General features: G+C 67.5%; 21 protein-coding genes. 10 read left to right on the forward strand and 11 right to left on the reverse strand.

The genetic code is table 11. The annotated features are described in order from the left end of the window. Positions 1–46: 46 nt before the first annotated feature. On the reverse strand, positions 47–679 hold the full coding sequence (locus tag ACSFBF_RS31080; protein ID WP_435473777.1) for a TetR/AcrR family transcriptional regulator: 633 nt from the start codon (positions 677–679) through the stop codon (positions 47–49). Between the two features lie 85 nt (positions 680–764). Here ACSFBF_RS31080 and ACSFBF_RS31085 point away from each other — a divergent pair, with 85 nt between their 5' ends. From ACSFBF_RS31085 to ACSFBF_RS31095, 3 genes are all read left to right on the forward strand, one after another. Further along, positions 765–1301 carry an AhpC/TSA family protein gene (locus ACSFBF_RS31085; protein ID WP_435473779.1) on the forward strand — a complete coding sequence of 179 codons (537 nt, stop codon included), beginning with the start codon at positions 765–767 and terminating at the stop codon, positions 1299–1301. Positions 1302–1384: 83 nt separating this feature from the next. Beyond that, positions 1385–2338 (forward strand): prolyl aminopeptidase, encoded by a 954-nt coding sequence (gene pip / locus ACSFBF_RS31090; RefSeq protein WP_435473781.1) that lies wholly within the window; start codon positions 1385–1387, stop codon positions 2336–2338. 68 nt (positions 2339–2406) lie between these two features. Continuing rightward, on the forward strand, positions 2407–2829 hold the full coding sequence (locus tag ACSFBF_RS31095) for a cupin domain-containing protein (protein ID WP_435473783.1): 423 nt from the start codon (positions 2407–2409) through the stop codon (positions 2827–2829). A gap of 1 nt (position 2830) precedes the next feature. On the opposite strand, the gene ACSFBF_RS31100 is transcribed toward ACSFBF_RS31095, so the two are convergent. From ACSFBF_RS31100 to ACSFBF_RS31115, 4 genes are read right to left on the reverse strand one after another with little or no spacing between them, the layout of a single operon-like run. Beyond that, positions 2831–5782 carry a bpX6 domain-containing protein gene (locus ACSFBF_RS31100; RefSeq protein ID WP_435473785.1) on the reverse strand — a complete coding sequence of 984 codons (2952 nt, stop codon included), beginning with the start codon at positions 5780–5782 and terminating at the stop codon, positions 2831–2833. Continuing rightward, positions 5766–7625: a hypothetical protein gene (locus tag ACSFBF_RS31105; protein ID WP_435473787.1), complete on the reverse strand. Its 1860-nt coding sequence runs from the start codon at positions 7623–7625 to the stop codon at positions 5766–5768. The genes ACSFBF_RS31100 and ACSFBF_RS31105 overlap by 17 nt, the downstream gene beginning before the upstream one ends. Continuing rightward, positions 7622–8074 (reverse strand): bpX5 domain-containing protein, encoded by a 453-nt coding sequence (locus ACSFBF_RS31110; RefSeq protein WP_435473789.1) that lies wholly within the window; start codon positions 8072–8074, stop codon positions 7622–7624. Before ACSFBF_RS31110 ends, ACSFBF_RS31105 begins: the two co-directional genes overlap by 4 nt. Continuing rightward, entirely contained in the window at positions 8071–9201 is a 1131-nt protein-coding gene (locus ACSFBF_RS31115) for an AAA family ATPase (RefSeq protein WP_435473791.1), read from the reverse strand. Before ACSFBF_RS31115 ends, ACSFBF_RS31110 begins: the two co-directional genes overlap by 4 nt. A 265-nt stretch (positions 9202–9466) precedes the next feature. On the opposite strand from ACSFBF_RS31115, the gene ACSFBF_RS31120 reads away from it, so the two are divergent. Together ACSFBF_RS31120 and ACSFBF_RS31125 are read left to right on the forward strand one after the other, a co-directional pair. Next, a complete protein-coding gene (locus ACSFBF_RS31120; RefSeq protein ID WP_435473793.1) occupies positions 9467–11773 on the forward strand; it encodes a TonB-dependent receptor in 2307 nt (768 codons plus the stop codon). A gap of 26 nt (positions 11774–11799) precedes the next feature. Continuing rightward, the gene (locus ACSFBF_RS31125; RefSeq protein WP_435473795.1) at positions 11800–12486 is read left to right on the forward strand and encodes a Fe2+-dependent dioxygenase; all 687 of its coding nucleotides are present in this window, start codon (positions 11800–11802) and stop codon (positions 12484–12486) included. A gap of 16 nt (positions 12487–12502) precedes the next feature. On the opposite strand, the gene ACSFBF_RS31130 is transcribed toward ACSFBF_RS31125, so the two are convergent. Continuing rightward, positions 12503–12997, reverse strand: coding sequence for a CHAP domain-containing protein (locus tag ACSFBF_RS31130; protein WP_435473797.1), 495 nt, complete (start codon positions 12995–12997; stop codon positions 12503–12505). Positions 12998–13247: 250 nt separating this feature from the next. Between ACSFBF_RS31130 and ACSFBF_RS31135 the strand changes: the two genes are divergently transcribed. The 5 genes from ACSFBF_RS31135 to ACSFBF_RS31155 all read left to right on the forward strand — a co-directional run bounded on the left by ACSFBF_RS31135 (position 13248) and on the right by ACSFBF_RS31155 (position 17240). Beyond that, positions 13248–13895 carry a response regulator gene (locus ACSFBF_RS31135; RefSeq protein ID WP_435473799.1) on the forward strand — a complete coding sequence of 216 codons (648 nt, stop codon included), beginning with the start codon at positions 13248–13250 and terminating at the stop codon, positions 13893–13895. Continuing rightward, complete coding sequence (locus ACSFBF_RS31140; RefSeq protein ID WP_435473801.1) at positions 13892–15766, forward strand: sensor histidine kinase; 1875 nt, start codon at positions 13892–13894, stop codon at positions 15764–15766. Before ACSFBF_RS31135 ends, ACSFBF_RS31140 begins: the two co-directional genes overlap by 4 nt. Positions 15767–15859: 93 nt before the next feature. Continuing rightward, positions 15860–16033, forward strand: coding sequence for a hypothetical protein (locus ACSFBF_RS31145; RefSeq protein WP_435473803.1), 174 nt, complete (start codon positions 15860–15862; stop codon positions 16031–16033). Continuing rightward, the gene (locus ACSFBF_RS31150; protein ID WP_435473805.1) at positions 16030–16338 is read left to right on the forward strand and encodes a hypothetical protein; all 309 of its coding nucleotides are present in this window, start codon (positions 16030–16032) and stop codon (positions 16336–16338) included. The genes ACSFBF_RS31145 and ACSFBF_RS31150 overlap by 4 nt, the downstream gene beginning before the upstream one ends. An 11-nt stretch (positions 16339–16349) precedes the next feature. Next, entirely contained in the window at positions 16350–17240 is an 891-nt protein-coding gene (locus ACSFBF_RS31155; RefSeq protein ID WP_435473807.1) for a sensor histidine kinase, read from the forward strand. Between the two features lie 88 nt (positions 17241–17328). Here ACSFBF_RS31155 and ACSFBF_RS31160 read toward each other — a convergent pair whose 3' ends face one another. The 5 genes from ACSFBF_RS31160 to ACSFBF_RS31180 form a co-directional block, all read right to left on the reverse strand. Further along, positions 17329–18345, reverse strand: a complete 1017-nt coding sequence (locus ACSFBF_RS31160; protein ID WP_435473809.1) for a zinc-dependent alcohol dehydrogenase family protein — start codon at positions 18343–18345, stop codon at positions 17329–17331. Then, the gene (locus tag ACSFBF_RS31165; RefSeq protein ID WP_435459652.1) at positions 18345–18923 is read right to left on the reverse strand and encodes an amino acid synthesis family protein; all 579 of its coding nucleotides are present in this window, start codon (positions 18921–18923) and stop codon (positions 18345–18347) included. The genes ACSFBF_RS31160 and ACSFBF_RS31165 overlap by 1 nt, the downstream gene beginning before the upstream one ends. Positions 18924–18933: 10 nt before the next feature. Then, positions 18934–19905, reverse strand: a complete 972-nt coding sequence (locus ACSFBF_RS31170) for a tripartite tricarboxylate transporter substrate binding protein (protein ID WP_435473812.1) — start codon at positions 19903–19905, stop codon at positions 18934–18936. Between the two features lie 68 nt (positions 19906–19973). Then, positions 19974–20837 (reverse strand): fumarylacetoacetate hydrolase family protein, encoded by an 864-nt coding sequence (locus ACSFBF_RS31175; RefSeq protein ID WP_435473813.1) that lies wholly within the window; start codon positions 20835–20837, stop codon positions 19974–19976. Positions 20838–20875: 38 nt separating this feature from the next. After that, positions 20876–21433, reverse strand: a complete 558-nt coding sequence (locus ACSFBF_RS31180; RefSeq protein ID WP_435473815.1) for a VOC family protein — start codon at positions 21431–21433, stop codon at positions 20876–20878. Between the last annotated feature and the right edge of the window lie 16 nt (positions 21434–21449).

The following is a 21449-nucleotide window of genomic DNA, read 5'->3' on the forward strand; positions in this document are numbered from 1 at the left end:
GCGCGCCTTTCCCGGTGCATCCGACAGGAGGATTCGTGCACCCGCGCTAGCGATCAAGGCCTGCCAGCAGCAGATCGAGGCCGGCTTCGAATTCTTCTTCGGCCGTGCTTTCCAGTGCGGCCGAAGCAATCTCGATGAGGTGGGGGAACCGCTGCGCCGGGAGTGCGCGAAACCGCGCAATGGTTTCGTCCGCCGACTCCGCCGCCTGCAGCGAAAGCGGGCCGGCCAGCTCGGCCTGCGCCAGCCCCATGATCAAGGCGGACACTGCGCGGAACGCCACCAGCAGCTCCGGGCCCGAGCGTCCGCTTCGCGCCAGTGCGCACAACAGCGCCTCGGTGATCTCGAACACGGCGGGCGCGCGGCTGCGGCGCGTCAGGATCAATGGAATTGCATGCGGGTGCGAGCGCACCGCGCGCCAGAGCGCCGTAGCGATGGCACGGACCTCGTCCCGCCAATCGTCATGGGGCACAGGCTCCCAATGCGCCTGCGCGATCACCGCCTCCACGACCAGGAGGTTGATCGCCTCGCGCTGCGGAACATAGTTGTAGAGGGTCATGGCCCCCGTGCCGAGCTCGTCGGCCAGGGCGCGCATCGACAGGCCGGACAGGCCCTCGCGATCGAGCAGCCGCAGTGCCGCCGACTGCAGTTGTGCATGCGTGAATTTCGCAGGTCGTCCCATCGCGTTCCCATTGACTCGAGCTTGGTAGCCTGATTATATTCATATACGTACACTGTACGTTTACTATCCACTCCAACTCGCCGACATGAAACTACTTCCAGGGTCCGTTGCTCCGCCGCTTCGCTTGCAGACGATTCACGGCAAAGCCATCGCCACTCAAGGCTTCGAAACGCAGTACTTGCACCTGCAATTCCGCCGATTCGCGGGCTGCCCGGTGTGCAACTTCCACCTGATGGTCATGGCACGCCGTCAGCCCGAGATCGCCGCGGCCGGCATACGACAAGTGGTGTTCTTTCACTCGTCACGCGAAGAAATGCTGAAGTACCAGTCGCAACTGCCTTTCGACTGCGTCGCCGACCTGAAAAAGGACTTCTACCGCGCCTACGGCGTCGAGACCTCATGGCGCGCGTTGCTGAACCCGCGGGTCTTCTGGAGTGGCATGCGCTGGGTACTGGCCACCGGCCGCTTCTATCGCAAGGCCGAGAACGGCATCCTCGGATTGCCAGCGGACTTTCTCATCGATGCGCGCGGGCGCGTCGTTGCCGCCCACTACGGAGAGCATGCCGACGATCACTGGGAGGTGGACGATCTACTGCGGCTGGCCAAGGACGTGGCGTCCTAGCCCCGCTCCAACATGCGACGATGCGCAGTCCGGACGCTCGCGCGAACCCGCCGTGAATCACCGACAAGCAAAGGACCCTTCCAATGACCGAACTGCGCCAGCCGTACCCTCCGATCGAACCGTATGAAAGCGGCATGCTCGACGTAGGCGATGGCCATCGCATCTACTACGAGCGTGCCGGCACGCCCGGCGCCAAGCCCGCGGTGTTCCTGCATGGCGGCCCTGGCGGCGGCATCTCGCCCGAACACCGGCGGCTGTTCGATCCGGCGCGCTACGACCTGATGCTGTTCGACCAGCGCGGTTGCGGCCGGTCCCTGCCGCACGCTGGCCTGGAGGCCAACACCACATGGCATCTGGTCGCCGACATCGAGCGCCTGCGCGAGCGCGCCGGTGTCGACCGTTGGCTGGTGTTCGGCGGTTCGTGGGGGTCGACGCTCGCGCTCGCCTATGCGCAGAAGCACCCCGAACGCGTGAGCGAACTGGTGCTGCGCGGGATCTACACCGTGACCCGGGCAGAGCTCCGGTGGTACTACCAGTTCGGCGTGTCGGAGATGTTCCCCGACAAGTGGGAGAAGTTCCAGGCTCCCATTCCCGAGGCCGAGCGCGGCGACATGATCGCGGCCTACCGCAAGCGACTCACCGGAGACGACCCTGTGGCGCGCATCGAGGCGGCGCGCGCCTGGAGCGTATGGGAGGCCGAAACCATCACCCTGCTGCCAAGCCCGGCAATTGCCGAGGCGCATGCCGACGACCATTTCGCGCTGGCTTTCGCGCGGCTGGAAAACCACTATTTCGTGCACGACGCCTGGCTCGAAGAAGACCAGTTGCTGCGCGACGCACACCGGCTGCGCGGCATTCCCGGCGTGATCGTGCACGGCCGCTACGACATGCCCTGCCCCGCGCGCTACGCCTGGGCGCTGCACAAGGCCTGGCCCGAGGCCGGGTTCCATCTGGTCGAGGGCGCGGGGCATGCCTATTCGGAGCCCGGCATCCTCGACCGGCTGCTGCGCGCAACCGACGGTTTCGCAGGCCGCTGAATCCCGCCGCCGGGAACGTTTTATGCGTGCTGCACCGCACCACACCACCACCTGCGAAGGAGCGCCCCATGCTGGACCGTACCGCCACCCAGTTCTCCCACGTGAAGCCCGGCGACACAGAGTTCGTATCGGGTGGTTTGCGTGACTTTTTTCTCTATCGCGACCTGGGCATCGCCGAAGCCACCAACGGCAAAGTGATTGCGCATCTCGTCAAGGCCAACATGGCACCGGAAACGGGCACCGGCTGGCACCGCCACGAGGCGGACTTCCAGATCGTCATCATGGTCAAGGGCTGGGCCCGCTTCATGTACGAAGACAAGGAAACGCTGGTCGAGGCCGGCGACGTGGTGCACCAGCGCCCGGGCATCCGGCACTTCCTGTTCGACTATTCGCCCGACATGGAGTACCTGGAAATCGTCTCGCCGGCGGATTTCAAGAGCATCGACGTGGAGCCGGTGTGCGAGATTCCGGCGCCTACGCCCTGGGAGTAGGTCAACGGATGGCGAAACCCGTCGTCGTGCTGCGCTCGGTGTCGAGGTGCAGCACGCGGCCCTGATCGTCGAAGAGCAGCCAGCCGTTGGCGACGGGACGGGCGTGCACCGCCGCGTCGGGAGGCCAAGCAACCGACGCCCCCACACTCCCACCACGCAGTTGATGCAGCAACATGTCGCGCGGGGCGTCGGACGGCCGCAACACCAGCCAGTCGCGGTCAATCCACGACTGCAACTCGCCGGCGTCCGTGGTCAAGAAGCGAACGCGGCCGTTCATCCCGCCCGGCCCCAACCAGTTCAATTCAAAGCGCCCGTCTTCTACGTACTCGCCGCTCAAGCTCAGCGGAATCGACTGCGGATGCAGCAGCCGCCGCGACAGCTCCCTAGCCGAGATCGCCAGAGGCTCACGGCTCAACAGGCGACGCTGCGGACACTGATAGCGCCAAAGGCATGGCCCCAGGCTCTCATCGTCAACAATGAACTGCTCCACCTCGCGCGTGACCAACAGTTGCGTCACCACGCCAGGCAGGTCACTCACCTGCCAGAGCACATCCTGCAGGGATCTGCCCGTGTCGATGACCTGGATACGCCGCCCGCGCGCCACCGTCCAGCCGATGCCGTCGAACTCGCTGGCGAAATGGTCGATTTCGCTCAACCCAAGATCGCTGACCTGCCGCTGCACAAGGTCGATCCGGCTCACGCGCCACAGGCCGTCGCGCTGCGCGAGTGCCAGCGCGAGCTGGCCGCTGTGCGCCACCACCAGGCGGTACGCCGGCACGGCAAAGCGTGCGAGCACGCGGCCGGTAGCGTCGGTCATGAGCGCGCCGGCCTCGCCGGTGGCGATGAGATAGCGGTCTTCGTCCAGCAGCACGGCATCGAGCACCGCATGGACGCCCGCGGCAGGCGCCTCGAAGCTCAGTGGCGCCGATTGCTTCAGGAGCGGTCTGGCGTCGATGCCAGGCAGCTCGCCGCCCGGAAGATCGGCCTGCAGCAGCGTGTCGGCATTCAGCCGCATCAGCGACTGCAGCGCCTTCTTGTCCAGCCGGCCCAGCCCCTGGGACTGATCGGCCAACAGCGCCGGCATCAGCACGGCCAGCAGCCCGCGCGAGGTATCGGTGTGTCCCGATGCCGCATTCAGCGCAACAGCCAGCGCCGCACGTTCGCCATGCAGCAGTGGATCGTCGCGCAGTGACCGCAGTCGCGCCGCGCAGGCTTGCAGGGTGTCTGGCAGCAGCAGTGCGCGCTGCACCAGCGCACGAGCCGCCAGCTGCCCGCCCGCGGCCTCCGCGGCCAGCAACCAGGCGGCGGCCTGCTCGCGCAGTGCGGCCACCGGCCACACGGCGTCGACCGCCTTCAGCCACTCGCCCTGCTGCGCCAGCGCCTGGCCCCACTCCTCGCGCAGGCGGTTTGCGGCGTCTGGCCAGCGTTCCTGCATCTGCAGCACGGCGCTGGCAAATGCGTTGTCACGCCGCGCCACGGCCAGCGCGCGGCGCCAGTCGCCGGCCAGGCACAGCAGGCGCACGATGACGGCGGGCGGCCAGTCCCAGGCCAGCGCGAGTTCGGCGGCCTGCGCATGGCGCTGGTGCTTCTCGAGGTAGTCGAGCGCCTCCTGGCGCGCTTGCAGCAACTCGGCCAGCACGAACACGGCCTCGTCGATGCGGCCTTCACGGTCCAGCTTCTCGTAGGTTTTTCGATAGAGCTGGCGCAGATGGGCCTCGAAATCGTTGCCGAGGTTGATGCTGGGGCCCTGCCCCAGCGAACCGCTCAGCGACAGGTTGCTGCGAGGCCCCGGCGTGCCGAAAGCCTGCCCGAGCGATTGCGCATCGCCGCCCAACGGAATCGCGTGGCGCAGCGCCTGTTCGAGGTCGCCGTCGTCGAACATCTTGAGCATGCGGCTCAGGTATGCGGCCTGCTGGCGGCCCAGCAGACGCGACAGCCGCGACGTGATCGCCAGACGGGCCACCCAGTCGCGCCAGCGTGAGCGGCCCGGCTGTGCGGTGCCGCGCTGCTTCAGCGGTTTCGGCGACCGCCCGGCTGGGCGCGGTGCCGGAGCAGGTCTTGGCGCGGCACGCCCCACCTCGTGTGCATTCCGGCGGAACCCCCACCATGCAAGCAACAACACCAGTCCGAACACAATCAACGACACCCACAGCGAAGACGCATCGACCTGCGAGCTCGCCACGTGGGTCCTGGCCGGCGTCCCCGGTGGCAGCGTGGTCGACGGGCCTTCCAGCCCATAGAACAACGCACGCGCGAAAAACAACGCTGCCGCGATGCCGGCCAGCCACGCCACCGTGCGCATCGATATGCCCGCTCCACCGCCGCGATGATGGCCGCTGTCGGGGTTCGCGCCCTGTCCGGCATTGACCTGCTTCAAGACCTTCTCCCGTTGCGCACGCTCGGCCAATGCCTTGAGGAATTCGGCTTGCGCTGCGCTGGCCGGCGGTACGGCATCGCCGAGCACCTCGCGCAGCGTGTGTCCGTCGGCATCGAGCACAACGGGTTCGGGCAAGGTTTCACGGCAATCGAAGGTGTCGAACAAGACCGGACCAGGGGCCAGCCACAGTGACGGATCGAGCGGCTCGGCCTGCGCAAGCCGCAGGGCCAGCACCTCGCCGCCGTTCACGAGCCAGACGTCGGCCGGCGGCAACCCGGCACGCTCGGCGGGATCGAGTTCGGCTGAGCAAAGCGCCTGTCCTTCCCGACGCAACGGCCAGCCTGTGGCGTGATCGCAGTCGAGCGAAACCGGGGCCACGAAACGCAGCAGATCCCCTTCGGCGAAGCGGAACGCCTGCGCGCCGGCGCGCCATGCGTCGACGATACGGCGGGCACGCGCGGCCTCGTCGAACCAGTCCGACGGAAACCAGAGCCCTGCCACCGGCTGCCGCCCCTTGAGCAACGGGTGGCGCACTTGCGCGGCGGGCATTGCAAGGAACTCAGGCGGCCTTGGCATCGCTGCTCGCTCCTTCGCCATGCAGCATCGCGCGCAACACCCGCTGGGGTACCGCGTAGACGATGATTTTCTTGTGCACGGTCAGCATGACGGCCAGGCCCGTGCAGGGACACACGCTGATCTTCTCGATGCGCTCGGACGCCTTGTAGATGGTTTCGGTACCGTTCTGCGCATGCAGGTCCAGCCCGTCGAGCGACGGCGAAAGGCTCAGCAGCGCGTAACGGCCGTGCGTGCTGTCGTCGATCAGCGCCAGGGCGCGCGGGGCGCGGATCTCGAAGGTCTTCCACTTCTGTGGATACCTGCCGTGCTGTCCGCCGACGGATGCCGGATCGGGTTGGTGGATGCGCCAGACGTCGTGGGGTTCGGTCGCGACGCGCAGGGCCATGCCGCCCACGCCGCTTCGCCACTGCCAGCTGTTGGCAAAGAGCACGCGTGTTTCGTCGACGGGGGTGCAGATCACCTGAACCGATGCCGGCCCGTCTACCGCACCCAGGCGCCGCAGCACCAACTGGTTGTCATGGACGGCCGCATAGACCACGCCGAGTTCCGACCATTGCAGCATGCCGACGACCTTGCTCTCGACCAGCGTCGGTGCGCCAGCCTCGGGGTCCGGCCTGACGCCCGGCATCGCGTTCCAGATCACAAGCTTGCCGTCGCGGTCGATCATGCAGACGCGCTGGTTCTGCCTGTCGTGCAGCCATGCGGAAGGCAGCCAGACCGCCAGCCCCGGCGGCGCGCGAAACTCCTCGGCGTCGGGAGCGGTGAAATTGCCGAGCCCGGGCACCTGCCAGAAGTACATCGAGCGTTCGTAGCCCAGCAGCGCCCCCGTGCGCTTGCCCAGAAGCATGACAGCCAGCGGCACGAGCGCTTGTCCCCAGTACTGGTACTTGGGCTTGGCCGCCTTGCGCTGCTTCGCACCTGGCACGGCGAACACCAGCAGGCCGGGTTCGTCGAGCAGTTGCACCGCCACGTGCGTGCCGGACGGAGAAATGATCGGCGGCCGCTGCAGCGAAATACGGCCGCCATGACGCCGGTGCAACGTGTCCGGCGCCCTCTGCGTGAACTCACCACGCAGCAGCGGCACGCCGGCCTTCGCCGACGGCAGCGGCAATTGCGCACGCCGCAGCCCGCTGCGGTCGCTCAGCGACACATCGAGCACGTCGCCCAGTACCGCGCGCTGCAGGCACACGCGGTGGCTGGTCCAGCGTTCGTTTGCGGGTTGCTCCGCCGGCGCCGAGCCGATCAGCCAGCTCTCGCCCGGCGCGTGCTCCATATCGGCCAGCACCTCGCGCCAGGCACTCGCATGCGTGGGACTGCCGACGTCGAAGTCGCGCGCCTTGAGCAGCGAGCGCAGTTGCCGCACATCGCCCGCGCCATCCAGGCCGCCAGGCAACTGCAGCACGCCCCACTGGAATACGCCGCCGATCTGCGCCGCGCGCCTTGCCAGCAGGATCCAGAGCGCGAGCTGCCCGAGCCGCGGCGCACCGAACTGCCGCGGCCCGGCATCGAAGATCGCGACGATGCTCTTCTCGGCCTCGCGTGCCCGCGGGCGCGGCGCCAGGAACAGGTGCTCGCTGGAGGCGGCGCGACGCAAAAATTCGTCGGGAAGTTCGTCGGCCAGCAACCACTCGGTAGAGAGCAGGCGCTCGTAGGGGCCACGGCGGCGCAGGTCGTCGAGCCCGTCGGGCTCGGGCACGCCGCCGCGCGTCTGGCCACGAAAGCGGCCCAGCAGCGGCTGCATGCGCTGCACCAGCGCGCCGAGCTCGGCGGCCATCTCGGGCGCGAACCAGGCCAGCCAGGGGCTCCATGGCTTCAGGGCATCGGGAAGCTCTGTCGTGCTCATGCGCGAGCGCCGCTCCAGTGCATGCCGATGCGCGCGAGCAATTCGGCCGACAGCGGCAGCAGCCGGTCGAGCGGCAGCACGAGCGCCGGCCGAGGCCACAGCAGCAAGGGCTGGCGCTTCGGGTGCTCGCGCTGCAGGCTCCGTGCGATCAGGTCCAGGGGCAGGTCGGGCGCTTCGATTGTGGGCAGCCACAGGCCGGGGGCCTCGTGGGTCGGACCCGCGTAGGCCACTCCGTTGACCCAAGGCAAGGCGTCGGCTTCACCTGTCACCACCAGCAGGTCGCGACCGGCCATGGCAGACAGGCCGGCCTGCAGCTCCGGCGCAAGCTGCAACAGCCGCGCATGCAATGCGCGCGCCGCCGCGCCCCATGCCACGGCCGCCTGCGCGGGCAAGGGCTCGGCGCGCGAGCGCCAACGCCATTCGAGCGGCGTCACGACACCACCGCTCATGCGGCGGCAGCCAGACGGTCGACGAGTTGGGTGCGCAGCGCGGTCAGGGACTCCGGCAGCAGCTCGCTGCTGAAGTTGGCGTCAATCTCGCGCAGCACGCTCTCGGTCCGGGTGCGTGCCGACGCTGGCTCTGCCGCGAGGCAGGCGCGCGCAGTCTCGGCCAGCCGCACGGCGCGCGACAGCGGCTGCAGCGTGGCCTCTTCCACCGCACTCAGCAGATGGGGATGCGTGGCGTTGGCAAAGGCGTCGCGCAGCACGTCGCGCGCGCTCTGTTGTGCCTCCTGCGTCGGCAGCACATAGAGCAAGGGCCAGAGATCGGCCTCTGTGGTTTCGAGCCGGCCCGCCAGCACGGCGGCCGCGGCCAGCAGGCGCTGCGACTTGACAATGCGCCGGTCCGACAGTTGCACGCCCGCCTGCCTCAGCTTGCGGATGGCATTGGCCAGTGCCGGCTGCACGCCACTCAGGTCAACCTGCCTGAGTTGTTGGCAAAGCACGTCGAGATCGGCCAGCGCGCCGCCCGGGGCCACGGGCGCGTGGTCCGACTGCCAGCCGCCGCTCAGCATGGCTTCGAGTTGGTGGTCGGGCAAGGGCTCGATAAAGACGTGCAGCAGGAAGCGGTCGCCGAAGGCGGCAAGCCCTTCGTCGTCGGGCAGCGCATTGGCCGCGCCTACGCACACGCGCAGCGGGCAATGCAGCTGCGTATGGCCGCGCCGGAAGCGGCGCTCGTTGAGCACGCCCAGCAGTGTGTTGAGGATGGCGGTGGAGCCGAGGAACACCTCGTCGAGGAAGGCGACGTCTGCCTCGGGCAGCATGCCGCTCACGTCGGTCTCGACCGTGCCGGCGCGCAGCTTGTTCAGATCGACCGGACCGAACAGTTCGGACGGCTCGGTGAAACGGCCCAGCAGGTATTCGAAGTACCGGCCGCCCATGCTCTGCGCCACGCGTCGCACCACGGCGCTCTTCGCAGTGCCGGGCGGGCCGACCACGAGCAGATGTTCCTGCGCCACGGCGGAGAGCACGATCAGCTCCGCCAGTTGCTCGCGGCCGACGAGGCCGGTGGTGGCGGCGCGGATCGCGCTACGCACGTGTTCTGCGGAAGTCTGGAGCGAGGTGGTGGAGGTCGTCATCGAAAAAGAAGCTGTTTGCGGGACATCTACGGCCCGACAGTGTGCCGCAGCGCCGTTACAAAAAAGACAGGCGCGAGGCCCGGCGTCGATTTCGCGCAACCATGGCAGCCGGCGAAACCTGTCCTCCACCTGACCCCGCATGTAAAGACAGGAGGCTGTCTCCTCGGCCAAACACCCATCGAGGAATGCTTCAAACAAGAGTCATTCGCAGCCAGAATGCCGGCCGATGCTGCTTTCGTTTGCATCGTCCCCCAAGGCCCTCACGATGACCCGCTCCACTCGCCCGATGCGTCACCGCACACCCATCGCACTTGCCCTGATCGGCCTGTGCGCTTCGTCTCTCCCCACCGCATTCGCGCAGCAAGCCACGCAGCCCGCGGCTTCCTCGCCCTCCGCTTCACCCACGCCTTCGCCCGCCCCCGGCACCTCCGTCCCCGCCACGCTACGCGAAGTGCAGGTGCAGGGCGCACAGGACAAGACCGGCTTCGGCGCAAACCCGTCTTCGCTCAACCGCCTTCCGGCCGACCTGCGCGATGCGCCGCAGTCCGTCACCGTCATCAACCAGGCGGTGATGCAGTCCCAGGGCGCGACCTCGCTTGCGAGTGCGCTGCGCAACGTGCCGGGCCTGACCATCGGCGGCGCCGAGGGTGGGCAGATCGGCACCAACATCAATCTCAACGGCTTCTCGGCGCGCACCGACATCTACCTGGACGGCGCCCGCGACCGCGCCCAGTACTACCGCGACACCTTCGCGCTCGAATCGGTCGAGGTGCTGATGGGCCCGTCGTCGATGCTGTTCGGTCGCGGCTCCACCGGCGGCGTGATCAACCAGGTCACGAAGAAACCGTCGCTCACGCCCGCGGGCGAGGTCTCTGTGTCGGCGAGCACCACGGGCCTCGTGCGCTCGACCATCGACATCAACCGCCCGCTGTCCGACACCTCGGCCTTCCGCATCGCGGCCATGGGCCAGCAGGGCGACGCCAGCACGCGCGAGCAGACCAAGCTGAAAGACTTCGGCCTCGACGCCTCGCTGAAATTCGGCATCAACACGCCGACGCAGGTCACGCTCTCGGCGCTGGTGCAGCACAACCGCGACCAGCCCGACTACGGCGTGTCGCCACTCAACGGCCACCCCGTGAAGGTCGACCGCGACACGGCCTACGGCTTCAGCGACGACCGCACGATCTCCGACATCCAGGCATTCAGCGCGGTGGTGCAGCACAAGCTCACGCCCGACACCTCGATCCGCAACCAGACGCAGTACAACGACGTGACCACCGATGCGCGCGAGACCGCGCCGCAGAGCATCGGCACGTTGTCGGCCAAGGGCGTGTTCACGCCCTTCTCCACCGGCACCACGGCCGTGCCGGCGGCTGCGTTCTCGTCGCTGCCGCTGAGCAGCCTGTGGGTGCGGCAACAAAGCCACGACCGCACGATCCACGACAAGTCGCTGTTCAACCTCACCGAGCTCAACACCAAGTTCAGCACCGGCTCGATCAAGCACACGCTGCTCGCCGGCCTGGAGCTGGGCCACGACACCTACGACAACCAGGCCTATTACCGCAACGGGACCTGCGCCGGCGTGGCTCTGAACCCGGCGGGCGGCACCAGCGGCTATGCCACCTGCTCGCCGCTGCTCGCGCCCTACCAGGGCAACACGCCGAGCACTGCGCCCTCGCTGCCCGGCAACCTCGCCACCGCGAGCGCGACGACCGTGGCCGGCTACGTGAACGACACCATCGAGCTGAGCCCGCAGTGGAAGCTGGTGGCTGGTGTGCGACAAGACCACTACCGCGCGAGCATCTACAACAGCATTCCGACCGCGACCACGCTCGCCACCGAAAGCCAGACCGTCGACTTCACCAGCGTACGCGCCGGCGCCATCTGGCAGCCGACGCCCGAGCAGTCGTACTACGTGTCGTACAGCACGTCGTTCAACCCCTCGCTCGAACAACTGGTGGCCACCACGGGCAGCACGCAGCCGCTGCCGCCGCAGAAGAACAAAGCTTATGAAGTCGGCGGCAAGTGGGACCTGAACGACGGCAACCTCTCGCTGACAGCCGCCGCCTTCCAGATCACGCAGACCAACGCGCGCTCGCAGAACAGCGACGGCACCTACAGCGCGACCGGCACGGTGCGCGTGAACGGCGCGCGCGCCGGCGTCGCGGGCCGCGTCACCGACAAGCTGCAGTTGTTCGGCGCCTACACGCACCTTGACGCGACCATCATCGACGGCATCGCCCCGGGCACGCTCGGCAAGGTGCCCGCCAACACGCCGAAGGACGCGGCCAGCCTGTGGGCCACCTACGCGATCACGCCCGAATGGGAGATCGGCGGCGGCACCACCTACAGCGCCAAGCGCTTCGCCAACAACACCGACCTCGTACAGGTCGGAGGCTATGCGCGGCTCGACGCGATGGTGGCTTACCATCAGCCCAAGTACGACATCCGGCTGAACCTGTTCAACCTGGCCAACCGCCATTACTACGACGCGCTGATCCCCTCGGACGGCGGCCGCGCGGTGCCAGGCTCGGGCCGCGCCGCCACACTGTCGCTCACCTATCGGCTCTGAGTTTCCCCAGGAGCATTCGACACAACATGCTGGTCTGCATTCCCGGCGTCCTCGACAGCGAAGCGCTCGCGGAGGTTCGCGCGCGCCTCGATGCGGCGGGCGATGCCTGGGTCGACGGCCGCGTCACCGCGGGCCACCAGGGCGCGCCGGTCAAGTTCAACCAGCAGATCGACGAAGGCTCGGCGGTGGCGCACGAATGCCAGGCCATCGTGGCGAGTGCGCTCGAACGCCACCCGACCTTCATCAGCGCGGCACTGCCCAACCTGCTGTACCCGCCGATGTTCAACCGCTACAGCGAAGGCATGCGCTTCGGCCTGCACGTGGACGGCGGCGTGCGCATCAACCCGCGCACCGGCCGCAAGCTGCGCACCGACCTGTCGGCCACGCTCTTCCTGTCGGACGCCGACAGCTACGACGGCGGCGAGCTGCAGATGGAAGACACGCACGGCATGCAGACCGTGAAGCTGGCGGCCGGCGACATGGTGCTCTACCCCGCCACCAGCCTGCACCAGGTGACGCCCATCACGCGCGGCGTGCGGCTCGCGTGCTTCTTCTGGGTGCAGAGCCTCGTGCGCGACGCGGGCGACCGCGCATTGCTGTTCGACATGGACAACGCGATCCAGCGCCTGAACCAGAGCGGCGCCGACGAATCGGCGCGCCGCACGCTGGTGGGCACGTATCACAACCTGCTTCGCAAGTGGAGCGACACCTGAGTTCCTTGACAGCAAATCAGCCCAAAACGCTGCGACACCATGCATAGATGCTGCGCGGTTGCTGCTCGAAAATCTCCGGCGAGGTGATCTTGATGGCGTCGAACGGCGCCACCTTGAAATTGACCGCCGAGCAATGCGCCACCAGGCGGGCGCGCCCATCGGCATCGGCCTCCATCACGATCCCTACGTGGCCGTAGTTCTCGCCGCTTCCCGCCTTCGGGTAGACGACCAGCGCGCCGGGCGTGGCCCTGGCCCGGCGTTCGAAGCGCACGCCGGCGCCCATGGCGTCGGCCCAGATGCTGTCCGTGTAGATCCATCCGGCAGCGTCCGTATAAGGCGCGGGCTTGCTTTTTCTGCTGAAGCCAAGCGCCCAGCACACGAAGCCCGAGCAGTCGCAGGCGCGCACCACCAGTGCCGGATCGTGCACATCGAGCCCTGCCGCCAGGGCCAATGGCTCCAGGGCCTGTTGCTGCTCCAGAGGAAGCTTCGGCCACAGCTTGCCGACCGGCAACGCACTCGTCGGCGATGCCGCATCTGCGGTGCGCCCTCCTTCACCGAGCCAATAGACAGTGCCCCGTCCACAGGCTGAATGCGCACGCGCCAGGACATCTTCAGTTCGGTACATACGGCTCCTTTTGACACTTCTTCCGAAAATAACCGGGACTCCGCTGCGCGGCGATACCGCATAGGCGCTATGGCCCAACGGCAGGCCGAAGCAAAAAATGGAGTCGTACACTGCGCCCGAACACCCAGGAGTGGGAATGAAAATCCGCGTGCTGATAGTCGAGGACGAGCCGGAATTCATGCGCCGGTTCTCTGACGCCGTGCTGGCCGACCCGGGGCTTTCACTCACGGCGGCGGTCTCGACCGGTGCCGCGGCAATGGCGCTCCTGGCGGCACAACCGCCCGATGTGCTGTTGCTCGATCTCGGCCTGCCCGACATGGACGGCACCGAGCTGATTCGCCGCGTCGCGCTTCACCATTCGGCATGCGACGTGCTCGTGGTGACCATGTTCGGCGACGACCGGCATGTGATCGCCGCGCTGGAGGCAGGCGCAACCGGCTATCTGCTCAAGGATGCCGGCGCCGACCGCATCGCCACCAGCATCCACGAACTGCACGCGGGCGGCTCGCCCATCAGCCCCGGCATCGCGCGTCGCATCCTGGCGCGGATGCGCACGGCCACGGTCCAGCCGCGTGACGAAGGCCCGCGCGATGCGGTGCTGACACCACGGGAAACGGAGTTGCTGCGCCTGACGGCCAAGGGCCTGAGCTTCGACGCGATCGGACAACTCCTGGAGATCTCGCCGCACACCGTGGTGGCGCACGTCAAGAAGATCTATCGCAAGCTGGCGGTGCACTCGCGCGGGGAGGCTGTCTACGAGGCCAATCAGATGGGACTGCTGTGACATGGCCAGGATTGCGGAGCCTGCTGCTGGTTGCGCTGGTCATCGCCGGCGCTGCCGACGCAAGGAGTGCCGACCAGGCGAATGAATCTGCGTCATCGCAGCACGCGTTGCGCCTGGATGCCTCTGGACTCACGCCGCCCGCGCCCGATGCCCCGTGGCAAAGCGTGACGCTGCCAAGCGTCGCGCCGCAGCCCGGTGTTGCGTCCCCTCAGGGCCCGACCTGGTTCCGCATCGACTTCAAGCGCGAGAGCGCATCGCCCAGGCCCTGGGCCGTCTATCTGCCCTACCTGTACGGCGGCGGGCAGGTCTGGCTCAACGGCCAACAGGTGGCCAGCGTGCCGGAGTCGACGGACCAACTGCGCGTGCGTTGGGAGCGTCCACACCTGCTGCCCTTGCCCGACAACCTGCTGCGCGATGGCGACAACGAGCTGATGGTGCGCGCAGTGCCGGCCCTGGGAGAACACAGCCTGCGCTTTCCGCGCGTGGACATCGGCCCTCTCGTCGTGCTCAGCGAGGCGAACGACCGCCGCCAGTTCTGGGTGCGGACCGCGCCACAGCTCACCGTGCTGGCCTGCCTGATCGTCTCTGCATTCGTCCTGTTCATCTGGTGGCGACGCCCGGGCGAGGTGCTCTACGGATTGTTCGGACTCGCGACTGCGCTCTGGGGAATACGCACGCTGACCTTCGTGATCGAGGTGGTGCCGGTGGAGCGCTGGCAGCTCTGGCGGCTCGTCTACCTGGCCGCCACCGGTGGCTTCGTCGTGGTCATGGCGCTCTTCGCCACGCGCTTCGCCGGCATGCGCCATCGCTGGCTCGAACGCGTGCTGGCTGCGTACTGGCTGATCGGCCCGGTGTGGCTGCTGCTCGCCGGCTCCGCGGGCGAACCGCTCGTCAACCGCGTCTGGAGCGGCGGGCTGATACCCATCGGCATCGGGATCATCGCCGTCTCGTTCTGGGCCGTGTGGCGCGAACGCACCTGGGCTTCGGCTGTCATGCCGGCGGTTCTCACGCTGGCAACGCTCGCGGGCGTGCACGATTACCTGATTTCGTGGGATGCGGCACTCATCGACCGCGTGCTGCCGGGTTGGGCGGGACATCGCCTGTTCCTGCTTCACCACGCCGCGAACCTGCTGCTGCTGACGATGGGCGTGCTGTTGTCGCTGCGCTTCACAAGGGTGCTCACCTCCCTGGAGCAGCTCAACGAATCGCTGGAGTCGCGCGTGGCCGACCGGGAGCGCAGCCTGTCTGCCAATTACCTCCGCCTGGCGGCACTGGAGCGGCAGAACGCCGCTGCCGAGGAGCGGCAGCTCATCATGCGCGAGATCCACGACGGCCTCGGCTCGAAGCTCTTCACATCGCTCTCGCGGGTGGAACGCGGCGACATGAGCCGCCTGCAAATCGAAGAGTCGCTGCGCGCCTGCATCGCCGACATGCGGCTCGCGCTGGACGCGCTCGCGCCGGAAGACCACGACCTGCGCACCGCCCTGGGCGACTTCCTGTTCCGCTGGCAGGGTGAGCTCGAAGCAGCAGGCGTGCGGGCGGCCTGGACCATCGACATGCCCGAAGACGCCCAAGGCGTGCCGCCCCACACGACGCTGCAGATACTGCGCATTACGCAGGAGGCGCTGACCAACGTCGTGAAGCATGCGCGCGCGCGGCAAGTGGAGCTTCGCCTGCAGCAGACTGGCGAGTTGATGCGACTGGAGATCCAGGACGACGGCCTCGGCGCTGGCCTGGCGCCTGGCTCGCAGGGGCGCGGCATCGCCAACATGCGCGCACGCGCGGAGAAGCTCGGCGGCACGCTCGAACTGCGGCAGGACGCGCATGGAACCTGCGTCGTGCTGAGCGCGCCCATCCCGCAAATACGCTAGGGCGCGGCCCAAAGGCGGTATTCCAGGGCAGCGCCGCGATTCCTACATTGGATGCCCATGCACAAGCATGACATTCCAGAGGAGAACGAGCGCATGACCCCACAACGCAGGTCCACCGACGACACCCTGTCGAGGGTCGGCCGCTGGCTGCTGGCGATCGCAGTGGTTGCGCTGGCCTCGCTGATCCTCTGGATGGCAGGATGCGGCGACCGGCTATCGGCCTACGGCATGAACGACGCCATCCACATCGGGGAGTCGATCACATGAGCCCCGGTGGTGATCTGCAGTCTTCCGCCACGCTGATGTCCATCGTGAGCTGGCTCTACCTGGCGACCAACTCCGTGCGCGCCGTTACCTACCTGCCGCAGATCGTCGCGGTCTGGCACTGCACCGACGGCGCGCGTGCGATTTCGCTCGTGACCTGGAGCTCCTGGGTGCTCGCGAACCTCACCGGCGTGATGTATGGCACCTGGGTCGTGCGCGACGGTCTCTTCGTCGCGATCTCGGCCATCAACCTCGTGTGCTGCGCCACCGTCGCGTTGATCGCGGCGCGCCGCAGAGGACTGTTCTAGGAGATGTTTGTATGAACTCGCTTCAGCACATGCTTCGGTTCTTCGGCGTTCCCCTGCCTGTGCCGGTGGAGAGGACGTCGCAGTTGCACCACCGGAGGAACACCTTCGACAGCGTCCCGCTCCCTGTGCGTGCTCCTCCACCGGAGCTTCAGCCTCCTGTCGAGCAGGCCATGGCCGAGCTCTTGCGAAAGAACCAGTTGCTCGAGACCTCCGGCCGGGCGAAGGCCTGCCTCTTCGCTGCCGCAATCCACGACCTGCGACAGCCGCTGCAGGCCCTGATGCTGTTCTCGAACGCGCTGTCGAACGCGGATCTCGACGCCGATCGGCTACAGCGGCGCATCGAGCAGATCCGCCAGTCTGTCGACTTTCTCGACCGGCTGTTGGCCGGGCTGCTGGACCTGACGCAGATCGAGGCGGGCCGCACGCCGCCCAGGTGCGCCGATCTGGCGCTCGATCCGCTGCTCGACGAGGTTCGCCATCACTTCCGCGCCGTGGCCGAGGCGCAGGGAGTGCGGCTAGTGGTGCGCCCCACCGGCGCATGGGCGCGCTGCGACGGCGTGATGCTCACGCGGATCCTCAACAACCTGGTGAGCAACTCGCTGCGCCACACACACCACGGCGGCGTGCTCGTGGGCGCGCGGCGGCATCGGGAAGGCATTCGCATCGATGTCTGCGACACCGGTGTCGGCATTCCGCCGCAGCATCAGACGCGGGTCTTCGAGGCGTTCTACAGAATCGATGCCCCCGAACAGCAGGCCGCGCGCGGACGCGGCCTGGGTCTGGGGCTGGCCACGGTGCAGCGGCTGGCTGATCTGCAGGGCGCAACGGTTCGGCTGCGCTCGCGGCCCGGCCGGGGCACGGTGGTGTCCGTCGTGCTGCCCGCGGCGCGCAGCGCCGGCTGAGCACTCCAATGGGGTCTCGACGGCCACACGCCAGGAGCGGAACATGGTGCGAAAGGTGGCTCGTGCGCGCCTTCCAGCGATTGATGAGTCAGTGCCCTCGTATTGCCGCAGGAAGCAACACGCTCTTCCCGAGCATGCCTCCGCTGTCGAGCAACTCGTGCACATGGCGCGCGTCTTCAAGCGCAAAAAACTCTGCCTTCGGCGCACGCACGCGGCCCGCGGCCATGAGGGCAATGGCCGACTCCATCAGTCCGCGCCGTTGAGCGGCATCGGCGTCGATGGCGTGAATCGAAAAAGTACGCACCGCGAGGCTCTTGCCCAGCAACTTGCGCAGTTCCTCGAACACATCGCCGGCCGGCGGGCCGGTGACGATGTTGTAGGAGACCGCCATTCCGAACGGTGCCAGGGCGCGCAGGCAGGCGATGAAGTGCGCGCCCCCGAGATGGTCGAAGGCCAGGTCGACGCCGCGCCCGCCCGTGAGCTGCATGGCCTTCTCGGTCAAGTCCCTCGGGTCGCTCTCGACGACTTCGTGCGCACCGTTGGCCAGTGCGAAGTCTTTCTTCTCCGGTGTCGAGGCCGTCCCGATCACATGCAGGCCGCGATCGCGCGCCACCTGCACCAGTGCCGTGGCAACACCACCCGCCGCACCGGGAATCAGGATAGAAGTCGCAGGCGAGTTGCCGTTGCTCGACAGCATGGCCAGTGCGAGCTGGAAGTTTCCAAGACTGACAGCATCCTCGAAGCGGATTGCATCGGGGAGAACGAATGGCGCGGCCTCGGGCACGCAGATGGCTTCGGCGTAGCAGCCGCCGCGCTGCTTCAGTTCCCGCGCGCTCACGAACACGCGCTGGCCGACCCGCAAGGCCGTGACGCCGGGTCCAATGGCATCGACCACGCCGGCCATCTCGTTGCCGGGAATCGCCGGCATGGGCGGCATCCACTTGTAGGTGCCGTTGCGGATCAGCACGTCGGGGCCGCCGGCACCGATAGCCATCGCCTTGACGCGCACTTCGCCTGCCTGCGGCTGCGGCAGGGGAAGCTCCACCAGTTGCAGAACCTCCGGGCCGCCGGGTGCCTCGAGCTGGATCGCCTTCATGGTGAGCATCACCGCTGCCCGTCGTGTACGGCCACCTGCTCCTTGGTGAGCCCGCCCAGGCGTGCATGCACCCGCCCTCCCGTGCCCATCACCAGCGCGAACAGGATCTCGTTCGGGCGTGGCGCATCCTGGATGCCCACTTCCATCGAGTTGTAATGGCTGCGCACATACGCGGCATGGATGTAGTGCAGCGGCACCATGAGCCGGTAGCCGGTGGCGGCAACCGCCTTGGCCGAGGGAACGATCGCCTTCGGCTCGCCCAGGATGCTGCGCATGGCCCATCCCCCGGCCTCGTGCCAGACCGCGCCGTGCTCCAGCTCTCCGTTCACGCCGACGATCGCGGCCTTGCTGTAGACCTCGATCTTGTCGCGCCCGAGCACCTCGACCAGTTCGGTGGCAAGCAGCGTGCCGAGCGAGCGCAGCTCGGCCATGAAGGGCATCAGGTCCGGCTCGTACCGTCCCGCGTAGGGGTTGTGAATGACCGCGCAGGCAGCCGCCAGCCTGAGCGGCGTCGCAGCCGGCGGACCGCCCTCGTGATAGATCGTTTCGATGGAAAGGCTGCGCTTGCGGATCTCGATCAGTGACATGGAGTGAACCTCATTGCTTGGGAATGTGTGCGTCGTTCACGACGGCGGTCCACCGCTTCAGCTCGGCGGCCACCATCGTGGTCATTTCTTCCGGTGTGCTGCCGCGCGCTTCGCCGCCCATCTCTTCCAGCCGCGCACGCACGCCCGGCGCCTGCAGGGCCTTGAGCGTCTCCGCCTGCAGGCGATCGACGATCGGGCGCGGCGTGCCGGCCGGCGCCATGAAGCCGGCCCAGGAGCGCACGTCGTAGCCGGGTACGCCCTGCTCGGCCACGGTCGGCAGCTCCGGCATCTGGCTCCATCGCTGCGCGCCGGTGGTTGCCAGCGCCCGCAGCTTGCCTGCCTTGATGTTGGCCATGACGGCCGTGGGCGGCGCGACGATCATCGGCACCTCGCCGCCGAGGAGCGCCGTGACCGCGGCCGCATCCCCGCGATAGGGGATGTGCAGCATCTCGGCCTTGGCGCTCTTCACCAGCAGCTCGCCGGCAAGGTGGTGCGTGGAGCCGATGCCCGCGGACCCGTACGACACGCTGCGCGCGTCTGCACGTGCCGCGGCCAGCACTTCGGAAAGCCCCCGGTATGGCGAGTCGGCCCGCACCACCAGCAGGAACGGAAAGTAGGTGATCGTGGAGATCATCTGGAAGTCCGACACCGTCTGGTAGCCGAGCTTGTTGTAGAGGGCGCCGGCCACGGCATGGCCGCCCGTGGCCAGCAGCAGCGTGTACCCGTCGGGCTTGGCACGCGCCACCGTTGCCGCGGCGATAGTGCCCCCTGCCCCGGCCTGCGCCTCCACCACGAAGGGCTGCGCCAGCCCCTTGGTCATCTCCGCGCCGACCACGCGCGCAATGGTGTCGGCGTTGCCGCCGGCCGCAAAGCCCTGGTAGACCTTGATCGGCTTGTCCGGATAGCCCTGGGCCATGCCGTCAAGGGGTGCCGCGCAGGCCATGGCGAGGCCTGCGGCGACGAGCAATCGTCTGCGCCGCATGAATTTGTCTCCGAATGGTTCTTGTATGAAGGCCGGTGCCTGTGCCGCCACCGCACGGGCGAAAGACGTCAGTCCTGCTGCACGATCGGGTTGCGCAGCACGCCGATGCCTTCGATCTCCACCTCGCACACGTCGCCCGGCTTCATGAAGCGCGGCGGCTTCTTGCTCCAGCCCACGCCTGCGGGCGTGCCGGTGGCAATCACGTCGCCGGGCGTGAGCGTGAAGATCGTCGAGGCGTAGCTTATGAGCTTCGGAATGCTGAAGATCATGTGGCCCGTGTGGCTGCTCTGCACGACTTCGCCGTTGAGCCGGGTCTCGAGCTTGAGTTCGCGGCTGGGCGCGATCTCGTCGGCCGTCACCATCCACGGGCCGAAGCCGCCGGTCGATTCGAAGTTCTTGCCCGAAGCGATCTGCTTGGCATGGAACTGCCACTCGCGAACGCTGCCGTCGTTGTAGCAAGAGTAGCCCGCCACATGGTTGAAGGCGTCAGCCTCTGCAATGTTGCGCCCGCCCTTGCCGATGATGACGGCGAGCTCGCCTTCCCAGTCCAGCGATTCCGACACGTGCGGCCGCACGATCGGCTGGTTGTGCGCGCACTGCGAACGCCACACGCGCAGGAAGATCGGCGGCTGCTCCGACAGCTCTCGATGCATGCCGGCGGCCAGCACCTCCTGGTGATGGTCCATGTAGTTGCGCACGGCGCACACGATCTTCTCGGAGCGCGGGATCACCGGCAGGAAGGTGATGTCGGCCAGCTTCGCCGCCACCGGCAGGCCTTCGACGTGCTGCGCCGCCTGCAGGTACTCGCCCGAGGCGATGTAGTCAGCCAAGCCCGCATGCTGGGGCCGCGCCTTGCCGAGGTCGACCACACCGTCGCCGACGACTACGCCCCAGGTTTCGCGGCCTTGATGGACAAATGACAAAAGCTTCATGGGAACTCCGGTTGAAATGGGTGTGCGGAAAAGACGCGTCAGTCGGCAGTTGCCACAGGCGAACGCGACTCGAACTGGGCCTGCCACTGCGCGAGCGGCATGAAAGTGGGGTCCTTGCGGCATGCCTCTTCGGTCTCGCGCATGAGCGTCTCGTCGTCCTTCGAAAGGTCCAGCGGATCGCCGTGCGGCTGCGCCACGTAGAACGGCGTGTCGACGTAGATCTCCACCGTGTTGCCCTCCGGGTCGAGCATGTAGACCGAGAGCGCATTGCCGTGATTGAGGCCGCGGATGCTTGTTGCGCCCCGGGCCTCGGCGCGCGCGGAAATATCGCGCAAATACTGGATGCTCGGTACCACGAAGGAGATCTGCATCACGGTACTGAACTTCGCCTCCGCCGGCCGGCCCGAGGCCAGCACCAGCTGGTGATGCTGGTCCGGGCTGGCGCTGGTGAACACCAGCTGGTTCTTGAAGGTGCGGCCTTCGCCGCGATCGGTGATCGTGAGGTCGAAGGTCTCGGTATAGAAGGCCACCATCCGGTCCAGGTCCGTGACGAAGATTCCGAAATGCGAAGGCGTGGGTCGGGCGACCTTGAGCATGCTGTCTCCTGTAAGG

Origin of the sequence: Variovorax nivicola, assembly GCF_051216475.1 — a bacterium.
Lineage (GTDB): Bacteria > Pseudomonadota > Gammaproteobacteria > Burkholderiales > Burkholderiaceae_C > Variovorax.

Coding starts and splice junctions, on each gene's coding strand:
- ACSFBF_RS31080 (WP_435473777.1), bottom strand. CDS start 679: ATGGGACGACCTGCGAAATTCACGCATGCACAACTGCAGTCGGCGGCA.
- ACSFBF_RS31085 (WP_435473779.1), top strand. CDS start 765: ATGAAACTACTTCCAGGGTCCGTTGCTCCGCCGCTTCGCTTGCAGACG.
- pip (WP_435473781.1), top strand. CDS start 1,385: ATGACCGAACTGCGCCAGCCGTACCCTCCGATCGAACCGTATGAAAGC.
- ACSFBF_RS31095 (WP_435473783.1), top strand. CDS start 2,407: ATGCTGGACCGTACCGCCACCCAGTTCTCCCACGTGAAGCCCGGCGAC.
- ACSFBF_RS31100 (WP_435473785.1), bottom strand. CDS start 5,782: ATGCCAAGGCCGCCTGAGTTCCTTGCAATGCCCGCCGCGCAAGTGCGC.
- ACSFBF_RS31105 (WP_435473787.1), bottom strand. CDS start 7,625: ATGAGCACGACAGAGCTTCCCGATGCCCTGAAGCCATGGAGCCCCTGG.
- ACSFBF_RS31110 (WP_435473789.1), bottom strand. CDS start 8,074: ATGAGCGGTGGTGTCGTGACGCCGCTCGAATGGCGTTGGCGCTCGCGC.
- ACSFBF_RS31115 (WP_435473791.1), bottom strand. CDS start 9,201: ATGACGACCTCCACCACCTCGCTCCAGACTTCCGCAGAACACGTGCGT.
- ACSFBF_RS31120 (WP_435473793.1), top strand. CDS start 9,467: ATGACCCGCTCCACTCGCCCGATGCGTCACCGCACACCCATCGCACTT.
- ACSFBF_RS31125 (WP_435473795.1), top strand. CDS start 11,800: ATGCTGGTCTGCATTCCCGGCGTCCTCGACAGCGAAGCGCTCGCGGAG.
- ACSFBF_RS31135 (WP_435473799.1), top strand. CDS start 13,248: ATGAAAATCCGCGTGCTGATAGTCGAGGACGAGCCGGAATTCATGCGC.
- ACSFBF_RS31145 (WP_435473803.1), top strand. CDS start 15,860: ATGACCCCACAACGCAGGTCCACCGACGACACCCTGTCGAGGGTCGGC.
- ACSFBF_RS31150 (WP_435473805.1), top strand. CDS start 16,030: ATGAGCCCCGGTGGTGATCTGCAGTCTTCCGCCACGCTGATGTCCATC.
- ACSFBF_RS31155 (WP_435473807.1), top strand. CDS start 16,350: ATGAACTCGCTTCAGCACATGCTTCGGTTCTTCGGCGTTCCCCTGCCT.
- ACSFBF_RS31160 (WP_435473809.1), bottom strand. CDS start 18,345: ATGCTCACCATGAAGGCGATCCAGCTCGAGGCACCCGGCGGCCCGGAG.
- ACSFBF_RS31165 (WP_435459652.1), bottom strand. CDS start 18,923: ATGTCACTGATCGAGATCCGCAAGCGCAGCCTTTCCATCGAAACGATC.
- ACSFBF_RS31170 (WP_435473812.1), bottom strand. CDS start 19,905: ATGCGGCGCAGACGATTGCTCGTCGCCGCAGGCCTCGCCATGGCCTGC.
- ACSFBF_RS31175 (WP_435473813.1), bottom strand. CDS start 20,837: ATGAAGCTTTTGTCATTTGTCCATCAAGGCCGCGAAACCTGGGGCGTA.
- ACSFBF_RS31180 (WP_435473815.1), bottom strand. CDS start 21,433: ATGCTCAAGGTCGCCCGACCCACGCCTTCGCATTTCGGAATCTTCGTC.